This is a genomic window from Mycobacterium numidiamassiliense, from assembly GCF_900157365.1.
Classification (GTDB): Bacteria; Actinomycetota; Actinomycetes; order Mycobacteriales; family Mycobacteriaceae; genus Mycobacterium; species Mycobacterium numidiamassiliense.
In genome coordinates this window covers 2,077,460-2,097,029 of record NZ_FUEZ01000004.1, presented here as the reverse complement: position 1 = coordinate 2,097,029, position 19,570 = coordinate 2,077,460, and the positions used below count along the sequence as shown (strand labels likewise).

Below are 19,570 nucleotides of genomic sequence, written 5' to 3'. Positions count from 1 at the left end.
ATTTACCTCGCCGCGGTAGAGGTAGTGACGTCGACACCGAGGATGCGGCTGGCCAACGTCGCCGACATGCCGGCCACGTTGGCACGCAGATCCAGTTCCACGGAGTCCCTCTCCCGCTTCAATTGTTCGGCGGCCAACAGTAACGTCGACGAGACCTGTTGCTCCGCTTGGGCGCGGGCGTCCTCAACCGCCTTGCGACCCTCGGCCCGGGCGTTGTCGCGGTAGGACGACGCCTGGACTCGAGCTTCCTTCATCGCCTTTTCGTAGTCGGCCTGCGCCGCTTCGAACTGCTCAGTCGCTTTCCTGTTGTCGGCAACGGTCTTGGCGACCATGGCGTCGCGCTCGCGCAACACCTTCAGGATCGGCGGCACGACGAACGTGCCGATGATGCCGAGCACGACTAGGAAGATGGCCAGCACGAAGAAAAAGGTGCCGTTGGGAACGAGGAAGTTGTTGCCTCCCTCTGCTACCTGGCGTGATGCCAGAATGCTCAGGCTCGCGTCGCCCATCACAGCGATCTAGCCGACGGGTGTGGCGAAGACGAACAACGCCATGAACGCCAGGTTGATGAAGTACGCGGCCTCAACCAGACCGACGGTAATGAAGAACGGCGTAAACAGCCGGCCTTGCGCCTCGGGCTGCCGTGCGATACCCGCAACCAACGCGTTACCAGCAATGCCGTCACCGATGCCGGCGCCGATTGCACCGCCACCCATGATCAGTCCACCACCGATGAGAGCAGCGGCAGCGACTTGGGGGTCCAGAGCCATTCTTATCCTCCTTTTATCTGGTAGTGGTCTACCAGGCTTTCTGTAATGATGTGCGGCTCAATCCAATTCATGAAGATCTCAGTCATGGTGTTCGTCGAGCTCCATGGCTTGGCTGAAATACAAGATGGTCAGGATCGAGAAGATGAACGCCTGAATTGCGCCGACGAACAAGTCGAAAGCTTTCCAGATTGCGTTCGGCGCCCACATGATGTACGGCGGGAAGAGCGCGATCAGCGCAACCAAGATGCCACCGGCGAAGATGTTCCCGAAAAGTCGCAGCGACAACGAGATTGGCTTCGCGAGCTCTTCGACCAGGTTGATCGGCGCCAGGAACGCCACGTGACCCTTGAGCACCGCCAGCGGGTGACCCACGATCCCACGGCGCCAGATCCCCGCGATGTGGTAGCAGACGAAGACGAAAAGGGCCAGCGCCAGAACGTAATTGATGTCCGCCGCCGCCGAGCTGAGCAACTCGGTGGTGCGCCCGGACTTATCGGTGTACTGCAGCGGCAGCACCGACAGCCAGTTGGAGATCAGGATGAACACGAAGATGGTGACCGCCAGCGGCAATACGAACGGCGCGATCCGCATCCCGACGGCCGCCTCGATCTGATCGCGCATCTGGACGGTGATGGCCTCCCAGAACAACTGCACTCCGCTGGGGACGCCGGTCGAAGTGATCTTGGCGCGCAGGAAGAAGGCCAGCGCGAGCACGATGACGGCAGCGATTCCGGTCGACAGAATCGTGTCGGTGTTGACGGTCAGCCCAAGCCAGGTGGCGTGTGTGTGCTCGCCGACCTCGATCGCGCCTTCAGCCAGGAACGTCGTCTCAGTCATCGCTGCTGCTTCTTCCTTCCGTTCCCGCGGTTACGCCGCCGTTGGAACCATCCGGGGAGTCGGATTCCACCCAGTCGCCACTGCGCAGCTTCTTCCATACCGGGAGCGCCGTCGACAACACCAAGATCACCTGGAAGAGCGCTAACCCGAACACCACACCCAACCCGGCCGGCCGGAAAACGAAGGCGATGATCAGGCCGATGATGGTGATGACCGCTAGCCGAGTCGCCGAATTCAGAGCCATCGTGCTTTTCATCGGATGGTCTTTGGCGGTGATCGATGCGACTGAACGTCGCACCAGCAAGGCGTTGAGCAAACCCAGGAGCAGCCCGACGCCGAAGAACACCCCAACCATCAGGTGACCGGACAGCCCGGCCGCGACGAGTGCCACCGCGGTGATGGCGATGCTGAGGAAAAATAGGTGAACCGGGCGGAAAGCAACAGAGGGAAACACCAACGGCGCGTCCTGCGCTGGTGTCGTCACTGCAGCACCTCACTCCGGATTTGTAGGGCGGAAATCCGACCGATTGATCGGTAGCCCGCCGAGCGTATCGCACGTCACAGTGGGTTCACGCAAGGGGTCGCTCCCTTTGTCGGTCGTGATCCGGCACGGTCGGATTCGCCTCCGACGCGCCGGCTGGCCGGCAACCCGCGAGATTGATTTCGGGGTTCTACCAGCACCGTACCACAAGGTCAGGGCCACTACTACTAGTCGTCGTAGTCCTCGTCTGCGTAGTCGCGGCGACGAAGGAGCGGGATCGCTGTCGCGACTCCGGCCACCACGATGGCACCCAACATGACCGCGCCGGTATCGCGGGGATTGAAAAAGATCGTGCTCGCCGCGCCGAACGCGACGATGCCGACCCACAAATAGATGAGCAGGACCACTCGGCGATGCGAATGACCGATCTGCAGCAACCGGTGATGCAGGTGCATCTTGTCGGGACTGAACGCGCTGCGGCCCGCGCGGGTGCGGCGCACGATCGCCAGCAGCAGATCGAGCATCGGTACGAACATCACCGCGGCCACCAGTAAGAACGGCGACAGCAAGGCAAACACATCGCGTGCGCCGTAGGCGTTCTGCGAGATGGGCCCGGCGGCCGTCGTGGAGGCGGCGGCGAGCATCAAACCGATCAGCATTGAGCCGGAGTCGCCCATGAAGATTTTCGCGCGGTGGAAATTGTGCGGCAGAAAGCCCAGACACGCCCCCGCCAGCACCACGGAAATCAGGGCCGGCGGATAGAACAGCACGTCACCGCCGTGGTCGCGCAGCAGCCCCACCGAGAACATGCAAATCGCGAGGGCGGTGATGAGTCCCAGGCCGGCGGCGAGTCCGTCGAGTCCGTCGACGAAGTTCATCGCGTTGACGATCGAGACCGTCAGCGCCAGGGTGAGCAGGATCGATGAGGCCTGGTCCAGCACGATCGTGCCGACTCCCCCGATCGGGATGTACAACACGCTCCAGGCGACGCCCATGGTCACCAGGACGCTGGCCGCGGTGATCTGGCCGGCGAACTTGGTCAGCGCGTCGAGGCCCCACCGGTCGTCGATGAGCCCGATGCCCATGATCACCGCGCCGGCCACCAGCACCGCGGGCATGCCGGTCGAGTAGACGAACCCGCGAGTGAGCGCGGGCAGCTGGGAAGCCAGGAAGACAGCCGAGAGGATGCCGACGAACATCGCCAGCCCCCCCATCCGCGGGGTGGGCGTCACGTGCACATCGCGCTCGCGCGGATAGGCGACGGCGCCCAATCGGGTGGCCAGCACCCGCACCGGTCCGGTCGCGAAGTAGGTGATGATTGCCGCGGTCAGCCCGACGAGCGCGAGCTCACGCAGCGGGACACCGGCGCCTCGATCGGACAGCGCGTGCGAACCAGCCATCAGGCTGGCTAGGTGGCTGGCTGGGCCGGTGGACACTACGAGACCGTACGTCACCTTCCTGAGACCTCAATAACTGTGCGGCGGCGCGTTCGCTGGTTAGGCGATCAAACTTCCGGGGTCCGTCCCAAGCACTTCGGCGATCCGCTCGACGCTGACCGGGCCCGCTCGCAGAATGCGCGGCGCGGCTCCGGTGAGGTCGACGATCGTCGAGGCGGTGCCTTGTTCACAACGGCCGGCATCGAGGTAGACGTCGACGAGATCGCCGAGCTGATTTCGGGCCTCCTCGGCGGTGACGGCGGCCGACCGGCCGGAGACGTTGGCGCTGGACACCGCCATCGGACCGACCTCGCGCAACAACTCGATCGCGACGGGATGCAGCGGCATCCGCAGCATGACCGTGCCGCGGGCATCCCCGAGATCCCAATGCAACGACGGCGCTTGCGCCACAACAAGACTCAGCGCTCCAGGCCAGAAGGCGCGGATCAGCTGACGAGCCCCGTCCGGCATGGTGTAGACCAGACCCTCGATGGTGTGCCACGAGCCGACCAGAACGCCCACCGGCATGTCCCGCCCGCGTCCCTTCGCCGCGAGCAGCGCCGCGACCGCACTGTTGTCGAATGCGTCTGCGGCAATGCCGTAAACGGTGTCGGTCGGCATCACGACCAGGCGGCCACCCTTGAGTGCCCCCACCGCCGAGGCGATTCCGTCCGAACGCCGGTCGGGGTCCGCACAGTCGAAGACGTCAGTCATGTGCGCCCCTCCTCCTCATCGCTTCGCTCTGCATCGTCACGACGCGAAGTCATGGGCGCCCCTCCTCCTCATCGCTTCGCTCTGCATCGTCACGACGCGAAGTCATGGGCGCCCCGCCTTCGGGCCGTCACGAATCTTGGTCGGCCAACCAGATCCTGCCTGGCCTGAATGTCTTCGAAAAGCCCTGTGCTCGCGATTAATTCGACCGTGCGCGCCGACGTAGTGTCATCGTGTTCAACGGCGAACAAGCCGCCGGGGCGAAGCCAGCGTCCGGCGAGCCGCACCACTTCGGTGATCACCGCCATCCCGTCCGGTCCGCCGAACACCGCGCGAGGTGGATCGTATTGGGCAACTTCGGGTTCCACCGTCGCGCCGTCGGGAACGTAGGGCGGATTCGACACCACCAGGTCCACCCGTGCGTCCAGCTCAGCAAGCAGACCCAGCTTGGAGGCCAGCTCGGTGACGTCGGCCGATAGCAGCTCCACCGAGGTGCCCTCGGCATTGCGACGCGCGTAATCCAGTGCCGCGGGGGAATCGTCAATTCCGATGATGCGGGCATCGGGCCGATGCCGGGCCAGGGCGACGGCCAGCGCTCCGGATCCGGTGCACACATCGACGATGACCGGCGAGGCCGACAGCTGCTGCGCGGTCGCCCATGCCAACATGGCCTCGGTCTCCGGCCGGGGTATGAACACCCCGGGCCCGACGTGCAGGAGCACGGGACCGAAAGCCTCCGTTCCGATGAGATGCTGCAACGGCACCCGCCGCGAGCGTGCCGCGACGACTTCGTGGTAGCGGCGGAGGAAGTCGTCGTCGAGGGATTCGACCAGGGTCAGCCGGCCGCGTTCGGTGCCCGCCAGGTGGGCGGCCAACTGCTCGGCGTCGTGACGGGCGGAATCGATTCCCGCTTCGGCGAGTTGCGCCGCAGCACAGTCGATTGCACGCCGCAGGACGGTCATGCCTGTTGCAGCCTCGCCTGCTTGTCGGCTTCGCTCAGCGCGTCGAAGAGCGCATCGAGGTCACCGTCGAGGACCTGATCGAGATTATGTGCCTTGAAATTGATCCGGTGGTCGGCGATCCGGTTCTCCGGGAAGTTGTAGGTGCGGATCCGTTCGCTACGGTCCACCGTGCGAATCTGGCTGGCCCGATCGGCCGACGCGTCGGCCTGCGCCTGCTCTTCGGCCAACACCTGCAGCCGCGCGGCCAGCACCTGTAGCGCGCGAGTCTTGTTCTGTAGCTGTGAGCGTTCGTTCTGGCACGTGACGACAATCCCGGTGGGCAGGTGCGTGATTCGCACGGCGGAGTCGGTGGTGTTGACGCCCTGCCCGCCCTTGCCTGACGAGCGGTACACGTCGATGCGCAGATCCGACTCGTCGATCTGTACCTCGGCGACTTCTTCGGGTTCCGGATAGACCAATACCCCCGCGGCTGAAGTATGCACGCGCCCTTGGGATTCCGTTACCGGGACGCGTTGCACCCGGTGCACGCCGCCTTCGAACTTCAGCCGCGACCACACCCCATCGACCGAGTCGCCCTTGCTGGCGATGGTCAGCGTCGCGTCCTTGTAGCCGCCGAGGTCCGAGATCGTCTCGTCCAGCACGGTGACCGTCCAGCCGTGTCGCTCCGCGTAGCGGATGTACATCCTGGCCAGGTCGGCGGCGAACAACGCCGACTCTTCGCCGCCCTCACCGGATTTGACTTCGAGCACGACATCGTCGGCGTCATGCGGGTCGCGGGGTGCCAACATATCGGTGAGCTGGGTGTCCAGTTCGGCGACCCGCGATTCCAGCTCGACAACCTCATCGGCGAACGACTGGTCATCCGCGGCCAGCTCGCGTGCGGTGTCCAGGTCGCCGCGAGCCGACACCAATTTGCGGTGGGTGGCGACGATCGGGGCCAAGCGGGCGAACCGGCGACCGACCTTGCGGGCTTCGACAGGATCGCTGTGCAGCTGCGGATCCGACAGCCGCTGCTCGAGCTCGGCGTGCTCAGCGAGCAGCCCATCGATCGTCTTGACCGGCTGCGTCATGTCACACCTCCTGCCACCGTCGCGCCACGTACCGCAAACGCGAACCGACGCCCGGCCTGTGCATGTTCACGCACAGTTCGGGCGTCGGCAATCCAGCTATTTGTCCGCTTTTTCCGCGGCTGCGTCGCCGGCCTTGCGCTTGCCGTACCGCTTCTCGAAGCGGGCCACGCGTCCGCCGGAGTCCAGAATTTTCTGCTTGCCGGTGTAGAAGGGGTGGCACTGCGAGCAGACCTCGACGACGATGCGGCCGCCTTCCTTGGTGCTGCGCGTCTGGAAGGAGTTGCCGCACCCGCAGAGCACGGTCGTCTCCGCGTAGGTGGGGTGGATGTCAGCTTTCATGGTGTCCTCTTCGATCGTTTGTCGCCCTGGCCCGCCACGTGAATCCGGCGGTTGGGCGTGAACTCCGAACCAAAAGGCGGTTCTGGGGTAATCGAGCCTCGATTATGCCAGGTCAACCGCCATCATCCCAAACACCGAGATGCGCCCCCGCATTCCCGGCGGTGTAGCGGCGGGTTTTCCTGCCGCTACAGGGGCTCGCTAGTCGTTGTCCATGTTCGCCGGCGTCGTCTTCGACACCTGGACCAGGAACTCGTAGTTGGTCTTGGTCTTGCGCAGCTGCGACATCAGCAGGTCGATGGCCTGGTGAGAGTCCAGGCCCGAGAGCACGCGGCGCAGCTTGTGCACGATGCCGAACTCGTCGGGCGAGAGCAGCAGTTCGTCCTTGCGGGTACCGGACGGGTTGACGTCGACCGCGGGGAAGACCCGGCGCTCGGAGATCTTGCGGTCCAGCTTGAGCTCGGCGTTACCGGTGCCCTTGAATTCCTCGAAGATGACCGTGTCGCCGGTGGAGCCGGTCTCGACCATCGCGGTGGCGATGATGGTCAGCGACCCGCCTTCCTCGATGTTGCGCGCCGCACCCAGGAAACGCTTGGGCGGGTACAGGGCGGTCGAGTCGACACCACCGGACAGGATGCGGCCCGACGCCGGCGACGCGTTGTTGTACGCACGGCCCAGTCGGGTGATCGAGTCCAGCAGCACCACGACGTCGCGGCCCTGCTCCACCAGCCGCTTGGCCCGCTCGATCGCCAGCTCGGCGACCGCGGTGTGGTCGGACGGCGGCCGGTCGAACGTCGAGGCGATGACCTCGCCCTTGACCGAGCGCGTCATGTCGGTGACCTCCTCAGGGCGCTCGTCGACGAGCACGACCATGAGGTGGCATTCCGGGTTGTTCTTGGTGATCGCGTTCGCGATGTCCTGCAGGATCGTCGTCTTACCCGCCTTGGGCGGCGACACGATCAGCGCACGCTGGCCCTTGCCGATCGGCATGATCAGGTCGATGACCCGGGTGGTCAGCCGGTCGGGCGTGGTCTCCAGCCGCAGCCGCTCGTTGGGGTACAACGGCGTCATCTTGGTGAAATCGGGACGCTTCTTGGCGTCCTCGACCGGTCCACCGTTCACGGTATCGAGGCGGACCAGCGGGTTGAACTTCTGCCGCTGGTTGGGCTGCTCGCCCTCTTTGGGCACCCGAACCGCGCCGGTCACCGCGTCGCCGCGGCGCAGGCCGTTCTTCCGCACCATGTTCATGGAGACGTAGACGTCGTGCGGGCCGGCCAGGTAGCCGGAGGTGCGCACGAACGCGTAGTTGTCCAGGACATCGAGAATGCCGGCGACCGGCTGGACGACGTCGTCATCGCGCAGCTCGGCGTCGCCACCGCCACCGCCTTCGCCCGTCCGTTCGCCGCGGCGCCTACGGTCGCGGAACCGGCGTCCCCGGCGACCCTGACGGCCTTCGCCGTCTTCGTCGTCTTGCTGGTTCGAGCCGCCGCGATTCTGCTGGCCGCCTGAGCCCTGTCTGTCACCGCCGCGATCGTTGCTCGAATCGGATCCGCGGTCGTCGTTCTTGGATTCTTGCCGGTTGCCCTGGCGCTCTTCGGAGTCGCCGCGGGGCTTGCCGTTGCGGTTCTCGCCCTTGCCGCCGCGCGTGTCTTCGCGGTCCGCCTCGTCGGTCGCGGAATCAGCTGACCCCGCGTCACGGGAGGCACTGCGGCGTTCGCGGCGCGGCGCCTCGTCCGTCGAATCGTTCTGGTGCCCTTGGGCGGTCGGCGTTTCGGCGTCGGCCACGTCGGGTTTCCCGTTGTCTTCGGAGGCGGGATGGTCTTTGACCGACGTGCCGTTGGCCTGTCCCCGGGTCTCCTTGATGGCGGCGATGAGTTCGTTCTTGCGCATACCCGACGTCCCCTTGACGCCGGCCTGGTTCGCCAGTGCGCGCAATTCGGGCAGCACCATGGTGGACAGGGAGCCGACCGGGGTGTTCTTGACGTCTGGAGTGTCTGTGGTCACGGGGCTCGACAGCTGGTCGCCATCGGTGCTTTCGCCAGCCGTGAAGAGGTCCGTATCAGTCACGGATTTCCTTTCTTTCCCTCGCTGATCAGTTCATACGAGGGTTCGTTGCAGTCAGCCAAATTGCCGAGTGCACCCAATCGTCTCTACAACGGTGATCGCCTAATGGGCGGCGGAAAGCGGCGAACCTCGTCCACGAGAAGAATTGGTAGTTGTCCTAGCGGCAAGGCAGTTTTTGCAGATGCAGATGCTGCGATTGCTGGACGGCTCCGAGGATAGCCCGCATCTGGGCCGGAAGCAAGCAAACCCTCCGACCACGCTGTGGATTAACTCCGAACTGTGACACCCGGGCTCCAGCGAACTCCTCCGCCGGCGGCCATCTCAGTGATGGTAAATCCATGCGCGGCTCCATAGTCCACCGCTTCACCAGGCAATTGTGGCTGTGTGCTGAGCGCTATCAGCGATGGGCCCGCCCCCGAAAGCGTCGCTGACACGTTAAGACGCCGCAGCAGCCGCAAATATTCCGCGGAGGCGGGCATTGCCGAGGCACGCTGCGGTTGATGCAGGAGATCTTCAGTGGCCGGCATCAGCAGATCGGGGCGATTGGTCAGCGCCACCACCAGCAACGCGGCGCGGCTGACGTTGAACGTGGCGTCGTCGTGGCTGACTTCGACGGGCAGCAGCACCCGAGTTTCCGACGTCAACGACCGTTCCTCGGGGATCGCGCAGAACAGCCGGATATCGGGATGAAGGCGCAGCCCAACGGCCGAATATTCGGGCGCGGGGCCGCCGCGGTCGACCCACGAAACCACGGCGCCACCTAGCACCGCGGCCGCGGCGTTGTCGGGATGACCCTCGAACTCCGAGGACAGCTGGATCAGCTGCGCCTCGGTCAGCGGTGTCGAATCCGTTTGTGCGATAAGGCCATTCGCCGCAGCCAGGCCGCTGACAACTGCCGCCGCCGACGAGCCCAGGCCGCGAGAATGCGGGATGGCGTTGCGACAACGCACCAGCATGCCCGGTGCGCTGGCCCCGGCCGCCTGCAGGCCTCGTTCGATGGCCCGCACCACCAGGTGTTCGGGCCCGAGCGGGACCTGACCGGCGCCCTCGCCCTCGACTATTACTTTCAGGCCTGAACCCGTTGTCTCGACCACGATTTCGTCGCACAGGTTCAAGGCCAGCCCGATGCTGTCGAAACCCGGGCCGAGGTTGGCACTGGACGCCGACACGACGGCGCTTGCCACCAGCCCTGCGGGCAGCATCTGGGTCACGGACACACTCTCAGATTCGATGCGTGACGACCCGCTGCACCCGGCTTCGGCGCGTTTGCGATCGCCACTACGCGAGCCCCAGCTTCTCGACAACGAGCACGGGATCCACGGGAAGCGCGGCCACGGTCGGCATATCCTTCAGCGCGGTGTCCGGATCCTTGAGCCCATTGCCCGTCACCGTGCACACCACGGTCGAGCCGCGCGCCACCCAGCCGTCCTCGACGGACTTGAGCAGGCCCGCGATGCTGGCCGCCGATGCGGGTTCGACGAAGACTCCTTCGGATTCGGCCACCAGGTGGTAGGCGGCCAGGATCTCGTCGTCGGTCGCGGCCAGGAAACGCCCGTTGGATTGCTGCTGCGCGGCGACGGCGGCCGTCCACGACGCCGGAGCGCCGATGCGGATCGCGGTCGCAATGGTCTCGGGGTTGCTGACCGGCTTGCCGTGTACCAGCGGCGCCGCGCCCGCTGCCTGGGTGCCCAGCATCCGCGGCAACTTCTCGAACACGCCCTCCTGGTGGTATTCGGTGTAGCCCTTCCAATAGGCGGTGATGTTCCCGGCGTTGCCGACCGGGAGAGAGTGCACGTCGGGCGCGGTGCCCAGCGCGTCGACGATTTCGAACGCCGCCGTCTTCTGGCCTTCGATGCGCACCGGGTTGACGGAGTTGACCAGCGAGATCGTCGGGAAGTCGGCGGCCATCTTGCGGGCCAGCTCCAGGCAGTCGTCGAAGTTGCCCTCGATCTGAATGATCTTGGCGCCGTGCATGACTGCCTGCGCGAGCTTGCCCATCGCGATCTTGCCCTGCGGTATCAACACCGCGCAGGTGATGCCGGCGCGGGCCGCATAGGCCGCCGCCGAGGCTGAGGTGTTGCCCGTCGACGCGCACAACACGGCCTGCTGCCCACGGGCCACCGCCTCGGTGACCGCCATCGTCATGCCGCGGTCTTTGAAGGATCCCGTGGGGTTGAGGCCCTCGACCTTGAGATAGACCGTGCAGCCGGTCTTTTCGGAGAGCCGGGTGGCCGCGATCAGCGGGGTTCCGCCCTCGAGGAGTGTGACCGGTACCCAATCGTCGCCGACCGGCAGCCGGTCGCGATAGGCGGCGATCAAACCCGGCCAGGGCTGGTGCGTGGCCGTTCGCGGAACGCTCATATGCCGGACCCTTCCAGTCGCAACACGCTGGCCACACCCAGCACAGCGTCCAAATCGGCGAGCGCATCTACGGTTTCGGAGAGCGCCGCGTCGGTGGCGCTGTGCGTGACCACCACGATGCGGGCACCAACCCGCCGTCCGCCGTCCTCCACACCTTCCTGGCGAACTTCGGCGATGCTGACCTCGCGCTTGGCGAATTCGGCTGCCACCGAGGACAACACGCCGGGCCGGTCGGCAACATTCATGCTCACGTAGTAACGCGTGGAGATCAATCCCATTGGTGCAATGGGCAATTGGGCATATTTCGATTCCTTGGGACCGCGGCTGCCCAGCACCCGGTTGCGCGCAGCCATTACCAGGTCACCGAGCACCGCCGATGCGGTGGGCGCCCCGCCGGCGCCCTGGCCGTAGAACATCAACCGCCCCGCCGCCTCGGCCTCGACGACCACGGCGTTGAAGGCTCCGCTGACGGTGGCCAGCGGATGCGTCAACGGCACCAGCGCCGGATAGACGCGCGCCGAGACCCGTTCCTGACCATCGTCGCCGGTGATGCGCTCGCAGATGGACAGCAGCTTGATGTTGCAGCCCAACGCATGTGCGGTGGCGAAGTCGGCCGGGGTGATTTTCGTGATGCCTTCGCGATACACGTCGTCGGCGGTGACCCGGGTGTGGAAGGCAATGGAGGCCAGGATCGCGGCCTTGGCCGCCGCGTCGTAGCCTTCGACGTCCGCGGTAGGATCGGCCTCGGCGTAGCCCAGGGCGCTGGCATCGGCCAGGGCGCTCTCGTAGTCGGTACCGGTGCTGTCCATCGCGGACAGGATGTAGTTGGTGGTGCCGTTGACGATCCCGGCCACCCGGACCACGGTGTCGCCGGCCAGCGACTGGGTCAGGGGCCGGATAACCGGGATGGCGCCGGCGACCGCGGCCTCGAAATACAAGTCGACCTGCGCATTTTCGGCTGCCTGCGCCAATTCGCCGGTGGAGGTGGACAGCAGCGCCTTGTTGGCGGTGACGACGGACTTGCCGTGCTCGAGCGCGGTCAGGATCGCCTTGCGGGATGGCTCGACGGGGCCCATCAACTCGACGACGATGTCGACGTCTTCGCGCGACACCAGCTCCTCGACCTTGTCGGTGAGCAGCTCCACCGGAACACCGCGGTCGGGGGCCACGCGGCGAACTCCGATGCCGCGCAACGCCAGCGGCGCTCCGATACGAGCCGCCAGATCGTCGGCGCTGTCCTTGATGATGCGGACAACTTCGCTGCCGACGTTGCCCAATCCGAGCACAGCTACGCCGACCGGCTTGACGTCATCGGACACGGTTCACCTCACTTCCAGACTAAGCAGATCCTCGACGGTCTCTCGGCGCAGGATCAGCCGCGCCCGCCCATCGCGAACCGCGACCACGGCGGGCCGGCCGACCATGTTGTAACGGCTGGACAGCGAATAGCAATAGGCGCCGGTTGCGGCCACCCCAAGCAGGTCGCCCGGCTTCAGGTCACCAGGCACCCAGGTATCGCGCACGACGATATCGCCGCTCTCGCAGTGCTTTCCGACGATGCGGGCCAGCGTCGCCGGCGCGTCGCTGACCCTAGAGACCAGCCGAGCGTCGTACTGCGCGTCGTACAGCGCGGTGCGGATGTTGTCGCTCATGCCGCCGTCGACACTGACGTACCGACGGTGTGCGGTGCTACTGACGTCGACGTCCTTGACGGTGCCGACTTCGTAGAGCGTGATGGTGCCCGGCCCGGCGACGGCGCGCCCAGGCTCGACCACCAGCCTCGGGGTCGGCAGTCCGACGGCGGCGGACTCGTCGCGCACGATGGCGCTCAGCTTGGCCGCCAGTTCGGCGACCGGGGGTGGGTCGTCAGGTGCCAGGTACGAGATGCCCAGGCCACCACCGAGATCCACAGTCGAAATCTGTGCGGTCTTCTCGATACCGAACTCGGCGACGACGTCCCGCAATAGACCGAGGACACGGCGCGCCGCGATCTCGAAGCCGGCGACATCGAAGATCTGCGAACCGATGTGGCTGTGCAGGCCGACCAGTCGCAGGTGGTCGGTGGCGAAGACCCGGCTTACCGCTGCCGCCGCCGCGCCACTGGAGACCGACAGTCCGAACTTCTGATCTTCGTGTGCGGTGGAGATGAATTCGTGGGTGTGGGCTTCGACCCCGACGGTCAAACGAACGAAGACATCCTGGACGATGCCGGCCTCTCCCGCAATGGCGTCGAGGCGATCGATTTCGATCATCGAATCCAAGACGATGTGGCCCACCCCGGCTTCGACGGCAGTGGTCAACTCCGACACGGATTTGTTGTTGCCGTGGAAGGTGATCCGCTCGGGCGGGAAGTTGGCGTGCAGTGCGACGGCCAGCTCTCCGCCGGTGCAGACGTCGAGGTTGAGGCCCTCCTCGTCGATCCAGCGGGCTATCTCACTGCACAGGAAGGCCTTGGCGGCGTAGTGCACGTTCTGCCCGCCGCCGAACGCCGCCGCGATCTCTCGACAGCGAGAGCGGAAGTCGTCCTCGTCGATGACGAACAGCGGGGTGCCGTACTCCTGCGCGAGGTCGGTCACCGCGACTCCCGCGATGCCGGTCACGCCGGCTTCGTCGCGAGCAACGTTGCGCGGCCACACGTTTGGCGCCAGCCGCAGCAGCTCCTCGGGGGACTGCGGACGCAGCGGGCTCTGCGCGGGACGCGTTTCTTCGGCGTGCCGGGGACCGGCGGGGTGGACGTTCACATTCGCTCCGGAGCAGTAACGCCGAGTATCGCCAGGCCGTTGGCGATGACCTGCCGGGTGGCCTGGCACAGTGCCAGGCGCGCGGTGTGCAGGTCGGTGGGTTGCTCGTCGCCCTGGGGCAACACTCGGCACGAGTCGTAGAACCGGTGGTAGTCACCGGCGAGGTCCTCCAGATACCGGCACACCCGGTGCGGTTCGCGCAGGGACGCAGCCGTTTTCAGCACTCGCGGGAATTCCCCGATGGTGCGCAACAACGTGCCCTCTTTGTCGTGGCTGAGCAGCTCGAGGTGACAGGTGTCGGGGATCAAGCCGAGCTCGGCCGCGCTGCGCGCCAGCGCGGAGAGCCGCGCATGCGCGTATTGCACGTAGTAGACCGGGTTTTCGTTAGAGGCCGAGGACCACAGCGCCAGGTCGATGTCGATCGGGGTGTCGACGGACGAGCGGATCATGCTGTAGCGCGCGGCATCCACGCCGAGAGCATCGACCAGGTCGTCGAGTGTGATCACGGTCCCGGCCCGCTTGCTCATCCGGACGGGCTGCCCGTCGCGGACGAGGTTGACCATCTGACCGATGAGGACCTCGACGGTGGCCGGGTCGTCACCGAAGGCCGCGGCGACCGCCTTGAGCCGGGCGATGTACCCGTGGTGGTCGGCACCGAGCATGTAGATGCACAGGTCGAAACCGCGCTGCCTCTTGTCCAGGTAGTAGGCGATGTCGCCGGCGATGTAGGCCGGCTTGCCGTCGCTCTTGATCACGACGCGGTCCTTGTCGTCGCCAAAAGCGGTGGTGCGCAACCAGGTTGCGCCGTCCTTCTCGAAGATGTTGCCGGTCTCGCGAAGCTTGGCGACAGCCTGGTCGACCAGGCCACTGGTGTGCATGGAGTCTTCGTGGGTGTAGATGTCGAAGTCGGTGCCGAATTCGTGCAGCGACTCTTTGATGTGGGTGAACATCAGGTCGACGCCGATCTCGCGGAAGGTCTCATGCATCTCGGCCTCGGGCAGGCTGAGCGCGTCGGGCGCCTTCTTCAGCACGTCCGCGGCGATGTCGACGATGTAGCTGCCCGCATATCCGTCGTTCGGGGTCGGCTCGCCCTTGGCGGCGGCGATCAGCGAGCTGGCGAAGCGGTCGATCTGGGCGCCGTGGTCGTTGAAGTAGTACTCACGCTCCACGGAGGCGCCCTGGTTGGTGAGCAGCCGGCCCAGCGCATCGCCGACGGCGGCCCAACGGGTACCGCCGATGTGGATCGGCCCGGTCGGGTTGGCCGAGACGAACTCGAGGTTGATGTTGTGTGCGGCGAGGTCGTCGGAGGCGCCGAAGCTTTGGCCCGCGTCGATGACGTTGTTGATCACCACCGCCTGCGCCGACGCTTCCAGCCGCAGGTTAATGAAGCCCGGCCCGGCCACCTCCGCCGCGGCGATCCCGTCGGCCCGCGCGAGCGCCTGCGCGAGCCATCCGGCCAGCTCACGCGGGTTGGTACCGACCTTCTTTCCCAGCTGCAACGCCAGGTTGCTGGCGTAATCGCCGTGCTCGGGGTTGCGCGGCCGCTCCACAGTGACCGTTGCGGGCAGCGCAGACACGTCGAGGCCATGCTCGGCCAGCACCGCGGCGGCGGTGATTTTGAGCAGCTCAGCCAGGTCGGCGGGGGTCACGAGCGTCCATCCTATTGGCTGGGGTGCCCGCGCCCCGAATCCGTTGCGATGACGGAGCAGCCACCTTGATGCGTTAGTCTGTCTGGGCCCAATGGCGCAGCATGTGTCTGTGCGCCCCCGTAGCTCAGGGGATAGAGCGTCTGCCTCCGGAGCAGAAGGCCGCAGGTTCGAATCCTGCCGGGGGCACAAGCATTCTCGCAGGTCAAGCGTGGTTTTGAGGTGAGCCAATCTCGGCATGCATTTCCTGTGCATTTTTGCCATCGCTGGTCAGATTGCTGGGCGTGCGTGTCTCGGCCTGTCCGCTGCGCTTATTGCACAGCAACCCCGGCTCTGCTAAACCCACGGATCGCCGTTGCCGAACGACCAATCCGAACGGTCGACGAAGACCGTGTTAATCATGATGTCATCAGGGCGTACGGACAGCTTGCTCTTCAGTTCGTCAGCTACATACCGGAAGAATGCCAGCTTCACATCTTTATCATTTCCGACAGTGCTGGTCACTTGGATCAAGATGAAATCAGGCGATCGATCCCAGCCCAGGAAGTGTTGGTCGAAAATCAAATTATCAGGTGAATGCTCGCCGATGACTATGAAACGGTCGCCCTCCGGCGCCTTCAGGACATCGACAATTCCCTTGTACACGACGTCGGCCACAGCGGCGCGATACTCGGCGGTTTTTCCCTTAAGCAGATCGATACGTGCAAACGGCATAAGAGTCTCCTCTGGCTGCGGATTTGGTTGAGAAAGTTCAGATTTGGTGCTTAACGTCGGAGCAGATAGTAAGACCCTATGCCCGACTTGCGGTCCCCGCGCGCCGGTTCCGGCGGGGCACTACGGCCCCGCGTTCCGGCGGGCCTCGCCCCGGTGCGCCGTGGTGGTGACGCGAGGGCCCTCAAATCCGTCATGCGTCCCATGCGGTAGGCAGTCAGCCGATCGTGCTGAGTGTCCAATGTCTCTGTCCCACAACACCCCCGACCGAATTTAGGACGCACGAGCTTGCGAGCGAAATCTCAGGCGCTCACGGGCGCCCGCGACAGTCGTTGTCGCGCAGGAACTGTCGCCGAAGACGTAGGTTCCAAATCGTCGCTGACGTCATCAAGCGCGCGGCAACGGGCCCTTGCCGCGGTATGCGGTCGCGCCCTAGCCGTGCCGGCGGGTTACAGTTCTGCGGTGAGTCGCTGGGTGGTTATCGCGATTGTCGCGGCCGTGGTCGCGGTCGAGTTCTTCGTCTTCGGTGCCGGCTCGATCTTTTGGGGATCGATCCTCCTCGGCATGATCGTGGTCGTGTTCGCGGAGACGATGCGGACCAGGTAAGGCCCGCTGACGGAGGTCGAGCGCGCGCTAACTCCGGGCGAGGACGAATGCCTCGATGTGGCGATCGCCGGCCGTTATTTCGTACGTGCGCCAGCCGGGATAGATTTCGATGCCTTTCGCGTAGATCTCGTCGCGCTCGCCGGGCGGGGCAACTCGCGCGACGGCATCCCAGGTATCGCCCTCGATACAGACAGTCGCTTGTGGGTTGGCCTTGAGATTGTGATACCAGGCCGGGTGCTTGGTGCCGCCAAAATTCGACGCGATGACGGCCAGTCCTTCGGGGTGCGGGATCGGGAATACCGCGACGGTACGAGGCTCCCCCGACTTCGCCCCAGTGGTGGTGAGCATGACAGCGGGAACGCCGGTCACGATCAGAGAGGCGCTGCGTCGACCACCGGTGAGCGCGCTGGCCAGCCGATCGAGGTGGTGTGCCGTCGGGCGGAAAAGCGCCACCCCCACCTTCGTGGCGATGAAGGCGCGCATCGCCCGATGAAATGCGTTGGCATCAGCAAAGTTTCGGGTTGGCACCCTTACTCCTGCTTCGCGCTGTCGATGTGATCCCGGTCGTATTCGATGACGGGCGCCGAGTCTCCGTAGACGTTGAGGGTGTGGATGAAGCGATGCAATCCCATGACGCCGGCGCAGGTGAACCCGAGCTCGATGATCTGTGCGGCGGTGAAATGCTCACCCAACCGTTTGTAGAACTCGTCGTCCATGGCGTGGTGATCGGCCGAGAGCAGGTCGATGAACTCGACGGCCATCTCCTCCTGTGGCGTCAGCGTGCCGTGGCCCGGCGCGAGCAGGCACGCGACATCCTCGTCGGTGATTGAGTCATGTTTGCGCGACTGGCTGCAGGGTTCGCACTCGCCCAGTTGAGCGCTGCGGATGCGCAGGAGCTCCAGGATGCGGCCGCCGAGCAGCGTGCCGGCACCCAGGTGGGTCCTGGCCATATTGACCTGCTCGAGCTGTGCGCTGCGGTAGGCGAAGATCTGCAGGGGCACCGGCGTCGCGTAGAGCCCGGCGGCAACACCCGCGTCGACGATTTCGCGGGAGCGCGAGCTGAGCTCTTCCATCGGGATTGGTGCAATACGCGGCATTAATTCAGGCTATCTTTTTTATGCGTCACTGAAAAGAAGCCAATGCGGGAGAATTCGATGTCCAGACTTGCCGGAAAAGTGGCGATAGTTACCGGAGGTGCCGGCGGGATTGGTGCGGCGACGGCGCGCGAATTGGCCCGCGAAGGTGCGGCCGTTGCCGTCGTCGATATCGACGAGGCGAAGGCCAACGAGGTTGCCGTCGAGATTCGGCGAACCGGGGCCCATGCGATCGCCGTCGGCGGCGATCTCGCCGAGGAAGACGCGGCGAGGTCCGCGGTGGCTGCCACGGTGGCTGAGTTCGGCCGCGTCGACGTCCTGCACAACAACGCGGCGTTGACCGCCAGCGGCTTCTTGTCCCGCGACACCACGGTCTCGGAGATGCCCATCGAGGTCTGGCAGCGGTCAATGGAGGTCAACCTCGGAAGTCAGCTGCTCATGTGCAAATATGCCGTCCCCGAAATGCGTAGCGGCGGCGGGGGTTCGATCATCAACATGTCGTCGGGAGCGGCCCTGTCGGCTGACCGGACCCGCCTGGCCTACGGCGTTTCGAAGGCGGGGGTGCACGCCCTGACGATGTACGTGGCGACCAGCGAGGGAAAGCGGCGCGTGCGGGCGAACACCATCGTGCCCGGATTGATTCTCACCGACGCCGTGCGCGCGCACCTGTCCGACGAGATCCTCGACGGCCTCGGCCGCGCCACGTTGACGCCCTATGTCGGACAGCCGCAGGACGTCGCGGAGCTCGTCGTTTTTCTGGCCTCCGAGCAGTCCCGCTACATTACCGGACAAATGATTTCGATCGACGGTGGGATGTCAGCGCACGTCTCGATGAATACGGGCGATTAGCTGATTGCAGCCATTATCCCCACAAGCGCTATTGCGAGCAGCGGATGTGAATTAGCGAATTTCTTTCGCCCTTATTGAGTTGTTGGTCCGAGCGCGTAGGCGCCGGTCTCCGGGTGGTGGTACCAGCCGCTGGCCGCATGCGTGCCGCCGTCGACATGGATCGTCTGGCCGGTGACGTAGCTGGCCATGTCGGATGCGAGAAATACTGCCGCGCCTGCCATTTCGTCGACGTGACCCGCGCGTCCCATCGGTACGGTGAGTCCGACTCGCCCCTCGGTGCCCGGTGGCGCAATCTGCGCGAGGCCTTCGGTCCAGGTGATATCGGGGGCCAGCGCGTTGACCCGGATGCCGTGCGGGGCCAGCTCGAGCGCGGCGGTCTTGGTGTAGTTGATGACGCCCGCCTTGGCCGCCGCGTACGTCGCGTAACCGGGTGCGGCGCGCACACCCTCGATCGACGTGACGCTGATGATGCTGCCGGGCAGTTTCTGCTCGACGAGGTTGCGGGCCACCCGCTGCGTGCACAGGTAGACGTGGCGCAGGTTCGACTTGTACAGGGCGTCCCAGCCGTTCTCGCTGGTGTCGAGGATCCCCGACCAGAAGACACCCCCGGCATTGTTGACCAGGATCGTCACCGGCCCAAGCTCCCCGGAGGTCTGCGCCAGCGCGGCGTCCACCGCGGCGCTGTCCCGGACGTCGACCGGAATACCGAGAGCACCGATCTCCTCGGCGGCGGACGCGCAGGTATCGGGGTTTCGCTCCCAGATCGCGACCCGCGCGCCAAATGCCTTCAGCCCCGCCGCGATGCCGCGGCCGATACCGGAGCCGCCACCGGTGACGACCGCGACGCGGTCGGTCAGGAGCACGCTTGAGGGGTCGAGTGCCATGGAGTGACTAT

General features: G+C 65.3%; 21 protein-coding genes and 1 tRNA gene. 3 read left to right on the top strand and 19 right to left on the bottom strand.

Features of this window, described 5'->3' with window-relative positions; genetic code table 11:
- Nucleotides 1–2: 2 nt before the first annotated feature.
- The 15 genes from MNAB215_RS18550 to argS all read right to left on the bottom strand — a co-directional run bounded on the left by MNAB215_RS18550 (nucleotide 3) and on the right by argS (nucleotide 15,418).
- On the bottom strand, nucleotides 3–509 hold the full coding sequence (locus MNAB215_RS18550; RefSeq protein ID WP_077080115.1) for a F0F1 ATP synthase subunit B: 507 nt from the start codon (nucleotides 507–509) through the stop codon (nucleotides 3–5).
- A gap of 9 nt (nucleotides 510–518) precedes the next feature.
- Entirely contained in the window at nucleotides 519–764 is a 246-nt protein-coding gene (locus MNAB215_RS18545; protein WP_108637788.1) for a F0F1 ATP synthase subunit C, read from the bottom strand.
- Nucleotides 765–848: 84 nt separating this feature from the next.
- Nucleotides 849–1,607: a F0F1 ATP synthase subunit A gene (gene atpB, locus MNAB215_RS18540; protein WP_077080113.1), complete on the bottom strand. Its 759-nt coding sequence runs from the start codon at nucleotides 1,605–1,607 to the stop codon at nucleotides 849–851.
- Entirely contained in the window at nucleotides 1,600–2,091 is a 492-nt protein-coding gene (locus tag MNAB215_RS18535; protein ID WP_077080112.1) for an ATP synthase subunit I, read from the bottom strand. The genes atpB and MNAB215_RS18535 overlap by 8 nt, the downstream gene beginning before the upstream one ends.
- A 224-nt stretch (nucleotides 2,092–2,315) precedes the next feature.
- Complete coding sequence (locus MNAB215_RS18530) at nucleotides 2,316–3,542, bottom strand: glycosyltransferase family 4 protein (protein ID WP_425436473.1); 1,227 nt, start codon at nucleotides 3,540–3,542, stop codon at nucleotides 2,316–2,318.
- 42 nt (nucleotides 3,543–3,584) lie between these two features.
- The gene (locus MNAB215_RS18525; RefSeq protein WP_077080111.1) at nucleotides 3,585–4,238 is read right to left on the bottom strand and encodes an L-threonylcarbamoyladenylate synthase; all 654 of its coding nucleotides are present in this window, start codon (nucleotides 4,236–4,238) and stop codon (nucleotides 3,585–3,587) included.
- 89 nt (nucleotides 4,239–4,327) lie between these two features.
- Nucleotides 4,328–5,197: a peptide chain release factor N(5)-glutamine methyltransferase gene (gene prmC / locus MNAB215_RS18520; protein WP_077080110.1), complete on the bottom strand. Its 870-nt coding sequence runs from the start codon at nucleotides 5,195–5,197 to the stop codon at nucleotides 4,328–4,330.
- Nucleotides 5,194–6,267, bottom strand: coding sequence for a peptide chain release factor 1 (gene prfA / locus MNAB215_RS18515; protein WP_077080109.1), 1,074 nt, complete (start codon nucleotides 6,265–6,267; stop codon nucleotides 5,194–5,196). The genes prmC and prfA overlap by 4 nt, the downstream gene beginning before the upstream one ends.
- Nucleotides 6,268–6,363: 96 nt before the next feature.
- Nucleotides 6,364–6,606, bottom strand: coding sequence for a 50S ribosomal protein L31 (rpmE, locus tag MNAB215_RS18510; RefSeq protein ID WP_077080108.1), 243 nt, complete (start codon nucleotides 6,604–6,606; stop codon nucleotides 6,364–6,366).
- A gap of 198 nt (nucleotides 6,607–6,804) precedes the next feature.
- A complete protein-coding gene (gene rho, locus MNAB215_RS18505) occupies nucleotides 6,805–8,670 on the bottom strand; it encodes a transcription termination factor Rho (RefSeq protein ID WP_077080107.1) in 1,866 nt (621 codons plus the stop codon).
- Between the two features lie 263 nt (nucleotides 8,671–8,933).
- Nucleotides 8,934–9,869: a homoserine kinase gene (gene thrB / locus MNAB215_RS18495; protein ID WP_077080106.1), complete on the bottom strand. Its 936-nt coding sequence runs from the start codon at nucleotides 9,867–9,869 to the stop codon at nucleotides 8,934–8,936.
- Nucleotides 9,870–9,945: 76 nt separating this feature from the next.
- Entirely contained in the window at nucleotides 9,946–11,028 is a 1,083-nt protein-coding gene (thrC, locus tag MNAB215_RS18490; protein ID WP_077080105.1) for a threonine synthase, read from the bottom strand.
- Complete coding sequence (locus MNAB215_RS18485; RefSeq protein ID WP_077080104.1) at nucleotides 11,025–12,347, bottom strand: homoserine dehydrogenase; 1,323 nt, start codon at nucleotides 12,345–12,347, stop codon at nucleotides 11,025–11,027. Before MNAB215_RS18485 ends, thrC begins: the two co-directional genes overlap by 4 nt.
- 3 nt (nucleotides 12,348–12,350) lie before the next feature.
- Entirely contained in the window at nucleotides 12,351–13,709 is a 1,359-nt protein-coding gene (gene lysA / locus MNAB215_RS18480) for a diaminopimelate decarboxylase (protein WP_245830455.1), read from the bottom strand.
- A gap of 56 nt (nucleotides 13,710–13,765) precedes the next feature.
- Nucleotides 13,766–15,418 (bottom strand): arginine--tRNA ligase, encoded by a 1,653-nt coding sequence (gene argS / locus MNAB215_RS18475; protein ID WP_077080102.1) that lies wholly within the window; start codon nucleotides 15,416–15,418, stop codon nucleotides 13,766–13,768.
- Between the two features lie 113 nt (nucleotides 15,419–15,531).
- Here argS and MNAB215_RS18470 point away from each other — a divergent pair.
- Nucleotides 15,532–15,604 (top strand) — tRNA-Arg (locus MNAB215_RS18470).
- Nucleotides 15,605–15,751: 147 nt separating this feature from the next.
- Here MNAB215_RS18470 and MNAB215_RS18465 read toward each other — a convergent pair.
- Entirely contained in the window at nucleotides 15,752–16,129 is a 378-nt protein-coding gene (locus tag MNAB215_RS18465; protein ID WP_077080101.1) for a tautomerase family protein, read from the bottom strand.
- A gap of 459 nt (nucleotides 16,130–16,588) precedes the next feature.
- Between MNAB215_RS18465 and MNAB215_RS29785 the strand changes: the two genes are divergently transcribed.
- Entirely contained in the window at nucleotides 16,589–16,732 is a 144-nt protein-coding gene (locus tag MNAB215_RS29785; protein WP_165691587.1) for a hypothetical protein, read from the top strand.
- Between the two features lie 27 nt (nucleotides 16,733–16,759).
- Here MNAB215_RS29785 and MNAB215_RS18460 read toward each other — a convergent pair whose 3' ends face one another.
- Nucleotides 16,760–17,215, bottom strand: coding sequence for a nitroreductase family deazaflavin-dependent oxidoreductase (locus MNAB215_RS18460; RefSeq protein WP_077082136.1), 456 nt, complete (start codon nucleotides 17,213–17,215; stop codon nucleotides 16,760–16,762).
- A gap of 47 nt (nucleotides 17,216–17,262) precedes the next feature.
- Nucleotides 17,263–17,829 carry a carboxymuconolactone decarboxylase family protein gene (locus MNAB215_RS18455; RefSeq protein ID WP_077080100.1) on the bottom strand — a complete coding sequence of 189 codons (567 nt, stop codon included), beginning with the start codon at nucleotides 17,827–17,829 and terminating at the stop codon, nucleotides 17,263–17,265.
- A 57-nt stretch (nucleotides 17,830–17,886) separates the two neighbouring features.
- Between MNAB215_RS18455 and MNAB215_RS18450 the strand changes: the two genes are divergently transcribed.
- Nucleotides 17,887–18,675 (top strand): SDR family NAD(P)-dependent oxidoreductase, encoded by a 789-nt coding sequence (locus MNAB215_RS18450; protein WP_108637787.1) that lies wholly within the window; start codon nucleotides 17,887–17,889, stop codon nucleotides 18,673–18,675.
- 71 nt (nucleotides 18,676–18,746) lie between these two features.
- Here MNAB215_RS18450 and MNAB215_RS18445 read toward each other — a convergent pair whose 3' ends face one another.
- Entirely contained in the window at nucleotides 18,747–19,559 is an 813-nt protein-coding gene (locus tag MNAB215_RS18445) for an SDR family NAD(P)-dependent oxidoreductase (RefSeq protein ID WP_077080098.1), read from the bottom strand.
- Between the last annotated feature and the right edge of the window lie 11 nt (nucleotides 19,560–19,570).

Bases quoted from the DNA above. Each gene is read 5' to 3' on its own strand.
- MNAB215_RS18465 (WP_077080101.1), bottom strand. From the start codon at position 16,129: ATGCCGTTTGCACGTATCGATCTGCTTAAGGGAAAAACCGCCGAGTAT.
- prfA (WP_077080109.1), bottom strand. From the start codon at position 6,267: ATGACGCAGCCGGTCAAGACGATCGATGGGCTGCTCGCTGAGCACGCC.
- prmC (WP_077080110.1), bottom strand. From the start codon at position 5,197: ATGACCGTCCTGCGGCGTGCAATCGACTGTGCTGCGGCGCAACTCGCC.
- MNAB215_RS18550 (WP_077080115.1), bottom strand. From the start codon at position 509: ATGGGCGACGCGAGCCTGAGCATTCTGGCATCACGCCAGGTAGCAGAG.
- MNAB215_RS18455 (WP_077080100.1), bottom strand. From the start codon at position 17,829: ATGCCGCGTATTGCACCAATCCCGATGGAAGAGCTCAGCTCGCGCTCC.
- MNAB215_RS18450 (WP_108637787.1), top strand. From the start codon at position 17,887: ATGTCCAGACTTGCCGGAAAAGTGGCGATAGTTACCGGAGGTGCCGGC.
- MNAB215_RS18445 (WP_077080098.1), bottom strand. From the start codon at position 19,559: ATGGCACTCGACCCCTCAAGCGTGCTCCTGACCGACCGCGTCGCGGTC.
- atpB (WP_077080113.1), bottom strand. From the start codon at position 1,607: ATGACTGAGACGACGTTCCTGGCTGAAGGCGCGATCGAGGTCGGCGAG.
- rpmE (WP_077080108.1), bottom strand. From the start codon at position 6,606: ATGAAAGCTGACATCCACCCCACCTACGCGGAGACGACCGTGCTCTGC.
- thrC (WP_077080105.1), bottom strand. From the start codon at position 11,028: ATGAGCGTTCCGCGAACGGCCACGCACCAGCCCTGGCCGGGTTTGATC.
- MNAB215_RS18460 (WP_077082136.1), bottom strand. From the start codon at position 17,215: ATGCGCGCCTTCATCGCCACGAAGGTGGGGGTGGCGCTTTTCCGCCCG.
- MNAB215_RS18525 (WP_077080111.1), bottom strand. From the start codon at position 4,238: ATGACTGACGTCTTCGACTGTGCGGACCCCGACCGGCGTTCGGACGGA.
- thrB (WP_077080106.1), bottom strand. From the start codon at position 9,869: ATGCTGCCCGCAGGGCTGGTGGCAAGCGCCGTCGTGTCGGCGTCCAGT.